Origin of the sequence: Nesterenkonia aerolata (assembly GCF_031470965.1) — a bacterium.
In the GTDB taxonomy this organism is placed as follows: Bacteria; Actinomycetota; Actinomycetes; order Actinomycetales; family Micrococcaceae; genus Nesterenkonia; species Nesterenkonia aerolata.
On record NZ_JAVKGR010000037.1, the window covers coordinates 1 to 5,339 of the forward strand.

The 5,339-nt window shown below is 55.7% G+C and carries 2 rRNA genes; both read right to left on the reverse strand.

The features are described 5' to 3' along the window. Positions 1-24: 24 nt before the first annotated feature. Positions 25-3,144 (reverse strand): 23S ribosomal RNA (locus RIL96_RS13175). 466 nt (positions 3,145-3,610) lie between these two features. Then, positions 3,611-5,151: ribosomal RNA gene (locus tag RIL96_RS13180) — 16S ribosomal RNA — on the reverse strand. Together the 16S and 23S rRNA genes form the textbook arrangement of a ribosomal RNA operon. Positions 5,152-5,339: the final 188 nt, after the last annotated feature.

Genomic DNA, 5,339 nt, shown 5'->3' on the forward strand with positions numbered 1-5,339 from the left:
GGGGTTGGGTGTGTGGGTTTTGTGTGGTGTAAGTGATCGGCTTATTAGTACCGGTCAGCTTCACACGTCGTTAGTCCGTGCTTCCACATCCGGCCTATCAACCCAGTCGTCTAGCTGGGAGCCTTCACACCACAAAGGATGTCGGAGATCTTATCTTGAAGCCGGCTTCCCACTTAGATGCTTTCAGCGGTTATCCATCCCGAACGTAGCTAATCAGCGGTGCCCTTGGCAGGACAACTGACACACCAGAGGTTCGTCCGTCCCGGTCCTCTCGTACTAAGGACAGACCTTCTCAAATCTCCTACGCGCGCAGCGGATAGGGACCGAACTGTCTCACGACGTTCTAAACCCAGCTCGCGTACCGCTTTAATGGGCGAACAGCCCAACCCTTGGGACCAACTCCAGCCCCAGGATGCGACGAGCCGACATCGAGGTGCCAAACCATGCCGTCGATATGGACTCTTGGGCAGGATCAGCCTGTTATCCCCGAGGTACCTTTTATCCGTTGAGCGACGGCCCTTCCACACGGTGCCGCCGGATCACTAGTCCCAACTTTCGTTCCTGCTCGACATGCCTGTCTCACAGTCAAGCTCCCTTGTGCACTTACACTCAACACCTGATTGCCAACCAGGCTGAGGGAACCTTTGGGCGCCTCCGTTACTCTTTGGGAGGCAACCGCCCCAGTTAAACTACCCACCAGGCACTGTCCCTGGACCCGATCAGGGCCCGAAGTTAGATGCTCAACACCATCAGAGTGGTATTTCAACGATGACTCCACCCACACTAGCGTGCAGGTTTCACAGTCTCCCACCTATCCTACACAAATACTGTCAAACACCAATACCAAGCTATAGTAAAGGTCTCGGGGTCTTTCCGTCCTGCTGCGCGTAACGAGCATCTTTACTCGTAATGCAATTTCGCCGAGTTCACGGTTGAGACAGCGGGGAAGTCGTTACTCCATTCGTGCAGGTCGGAACTTACCCGACAAGGAATTTCGCTACCTTAGGATGGTTATAGTTACCACCGCCGTTTACTGGGGCTTAAATTCTGAGCTTCCACCCCAAAGGGTGTGACTCGTCCTCTTAACCTTCCAGCACCGGGCAGGAGTCAGTCCGTATACCTCGTCTTACGACTTCGCACGGACCTGTGTTTTTAGTAAACAGTCGCTTCCCCCTGGTCTCTGCGACCCATACACGCTCACCACCGCAAGGGTGGATCACGCTCAAGGTCCCCCTTCTCCCGAAGTTACGGGGGCATTTTGCCGAGTTCCTTAACCGTGATTCTCTCGATCGCCTCGGTATTCTCTACCTGACCACCTGTGTCGGTTTGGGGTACGGGCGGCTAGAACCTCACGTCGATGCTTTTCTCGGCAGCATAGGATCACCGGATCCCCCACCCATAGTGGGGGCCCATCAACTCTCAGACACAGACTCTGACGGATTTGCCTACCAGAGGTCCTACAGTCTTAGACCCAGTCAACCATCGCTGGGCCCGGCTACCTTCCTGCGTCACACCTGTTAATACGTTTGGCTCCCCGGTTCAGGTCCCACGCTCCCCACCACAGCCCCCCACACAAAGTATGAGGGGTCAAAGGCAGTTCGGGTGGTTAGTCTCACCAGTTCACCAGGGGCGGTTCTTCGCCGGTACGGGAATATCAACCCGTTGTCCATCGACTACGCCTGTCGGCCTCGCCTTAGGTCCCGACTAACCCAGGGCAGATTAGCTTGACCCTGGAACCCTTGGTCATTCGGCGGAGCAGTTTCTCACTGCTCTTTCGCTACTCATGCCTGCATTCTCACTCGAACACACTCCACAACACGCTTCCGCGGCTGCTTCACCGCAGTGTCCGACGCTCCCCTACCCATCCAACAGTCAACACTGCTGAATGCCACAGTTTCGGCGGTGTGCTTGAGCCCCGCTACATTGTCGGCGCGGAATCACTTGACCAGTGAGCTATTACGCACTCTTTCAAGGATGGCTGCTTCTAAGCCAACCTCCTGGTTGTCTAAGCAACTCCACATCCTTTCCCACTTAGCACACGCTTAGGGGCCTTAACCGGTGGTCTGGGCTGTTTCCCTCTCGACCATGAAGCTTATCCCCCACAGTCTCACTGCTGCGCTCTCACTTACCGGTATTCGGAGTTTAGCTGACGTCAGTAACCTTGTAGGGCCCATCGGCCATCCAGTAGCTCTACCTCCGGCAAGAAACACGCAACGCTGCACCTAAATGCATTTCGGGGAGAACCAGCTATCACAGAGTTTGATTGGCCTTTCACCCCTACCCACAGCTCATCCCCCCAGTTTTCAACCTAGGTGGGTTCGGTCCTCCACACGCTCTTACACGCGCTTCAACCTGGCCATGGGTAGATCACTCCGCTTCGGGTCTAGACCCAGCGACTCACACGCCCTATTCAGACTCGCTTTCGCTACGGATACCCCACACGGGTTAACCTCGCCACTGAGCACTAACTCGCAGGCTCATTCTTCAAAAGGCACGCCATCACACCCCAACAGGATGCTCTGACGGATTGTAGGCACATGGTTTCAGGTACTATTTCACTCCCCTCCCGGGGTACTTTTCACCATTCCCTCACGGTACTGATTCACTATCGGTCAGCAGGTAGTATTCAGGCTTACCAGGTGGTCCTGGCAGATTCACACAAGATTCCTCGAGCCTCGTGCTACTCGGGAACACCCACAAGGCCGGCGGAACGCATTACGACTACGGGACTCACACCCTCTACGGTCAACCACTCACCAGTTGTTCGTCTATACGCCCGCACCTCAACCCCCAGGACTGACAGACCCTGGAAAGTAGGCTCCCACAACCCCGGCGGCGCAACCCCTGTCAGGTATCACACACCACCGGTTTAGCCCCATCCGCTTTCGCTCGCCACTACTCACGGAATCACAATTGTTTTCTCTTCCTGTCGGTACTGAGATGTTTCACTTCCCGACGTTCCCCCCGAACCGTCTATACATTCAACGGCCGGTCACACACCATGACAGTATGCGGGGTTTCCCCATTCGGACATCCTGGCCTCAACGCTCGGTTATCAGCTCCACCAGGCTTATCGCAGATTCCCACGTCCTTCATCGGCTCCTGCTGCCAAGGCATCCACCATGCGCCCTAAAACACTTACACCCACCCACAACACACCCGCCACCCCACCCATTCACACAGGCAAGACAACAACAGGCACATCATGGGCAAGCACAAAATCACACTAGAACACACAACACCCACCCGCACAGCAACCACAACACCACAACAGGCATCACAGCCACCACGGGCAGGACATGCATTGACCAAAAAATAAGATGCTCGCGTCCACTATACAGTTCACAAACAACAACCCCCGCCACCCTCACCACACCCACACGATGCGGCTACCTGCAGCACAGGGAACACCAGAAACAACCAGACACACGCCTGTTGCTCCAGGACCCAACAGTGTACCAAGCCACCCCTTTCACACAACACAAAGAGGCGCACGTTGTTGACATTCCACCCATGAGCACACCCAGAGGCCGGACACTCGCCGACCATACCCAGGTAAGCCACCCCACCCACACTGATCAACAGCAGGTGAGGGACAAAAGCTCCTTAGAAAGGAGGTGATCCAGCCGCACCTTCCGGTACGGCTACCTTGTTACGACTTAGTCCCAATCGCCAGTCCCACCTTCGACGGCTCCCCCCACAAGGGTTAGGCCACCGGCTTCGGGTGTTACCAACTTTCGTGACTTGACGGGCGGTGTGTACAAGGCCCGGGAACGTATTCACCGCAGCATTGCTGATCTGCGATTACTAGCGACTCCAACTTCACGAAGTCGAGTTGCAGACTTCGATCCGAACTGAGACCGGCTTTTAGGGATTAGCTCCACCTCACAGTATCGCAACCCACTGTACCGGCCATTGTAGCATGCGTGAAGCCCAAGACATAAGGGGCATGATGATTTGACGTCATCCCCACCTTCCTCCGAGTTGACCCCGGCAGTCTCCCATGAGTCCCCACCACGACGTGCTGGCAACATAGGACAAGGGTTGCGCTCGTTGCGGGACTTAACCCAACATCTCACGACACGAGCTGACGACAACCATGCACCACCTGTGAACCAGCCCCGAAGGGAAACTACATCTCTGCAGCGATCCGGTCCATGTCAAGCCTTGGTAAGGTTCTTCGCGTTGCATCGAATTAATCCGCATGCTCCGCCGCTTGTGCGGGCCCCCGTCAATTCCTTTGAGTTTTAGCCTTGCGGCCGTACTCCCCAGGCGGGGCACTTAATGCGTTAGCTACGGCGCGGAAAACGTGGAATGCTCCCCACACCTAGTGCCCAACGTTTACGGCATGGACTACCAGGGTATCTAATCCTGTTCGCTCCCCATGCTTTCGCTCCTCAGCGTCAGTAACAGCCCAGAGACCTGCCTTCGCCATCGGTGTTCCTCCTGATATCTGCGCATTTCACCGCTACACCAGGAATTCCAGTCTCCCCTACTGCACTCCAGTCTACCCGTACCCACTGCACACCCGGAGTTGAGCTCCGGGCTTTCACAGCAGACGCGGCAAACCGCCTACGAGCTCTTTACGCCCAATAATTCCGGATAACGCTCGCGCCCTACGTATTACCGCGGCTGCTGGCACGTAGTTAGCCGGCGCTTCTTCTGCAGGTACCGTCACCCCAAGAAAACTCAAGGCTTCTTCCCTGCTGAAAGCGGTTTACAACCCGAAGGCCGTCATCCCGCACGCGGCGTCGCTGCATCAGGCTTGCGCCCATTGTGCAATATTCCCCACTGCTGCCTCCCGTAGGAGTCTGGGCCGTGTCTCAGTCCCAGTGTGGCCGGTCACCCTCTCAGGCCGGCTACCCGTCATCGCCTTGGTAGGCCATTACCCCACCAACAAACTGATAGGCCGCGAGTCCATCCAAGACCGATACAATCTTTACACCACCCCCCCATGCGGAGAGAAGTGATCATCCGGTATTAGACCCAGTTTCCCAGGCTTATCCCAGAGTCAAGGGCAGGTTACTCACGTGATACTCACCCGTTCGCCACTCATCCACCCCCAGCAAGCTAGGAGCTTCAGCGTTCGACTTGCATGTGTTAAGCACGCCGCCAGCGTTCATCCTGAGCCAGGATCAAACTCTCCATCAAAAAAACAGAAAACAATCCAGGCAACACCACAACACCACCCACGAGGGCAGGCAGCATCATGGCAACCAAAAAACAAATTGGTATCAACAAACTTGGCACACTATTGAGTTCTCAAACAACAGACACCCCGAGAACACCACACCACACCAGGCACAGCAACCCCGAAGCAACTTCCCCATCTTACCCAA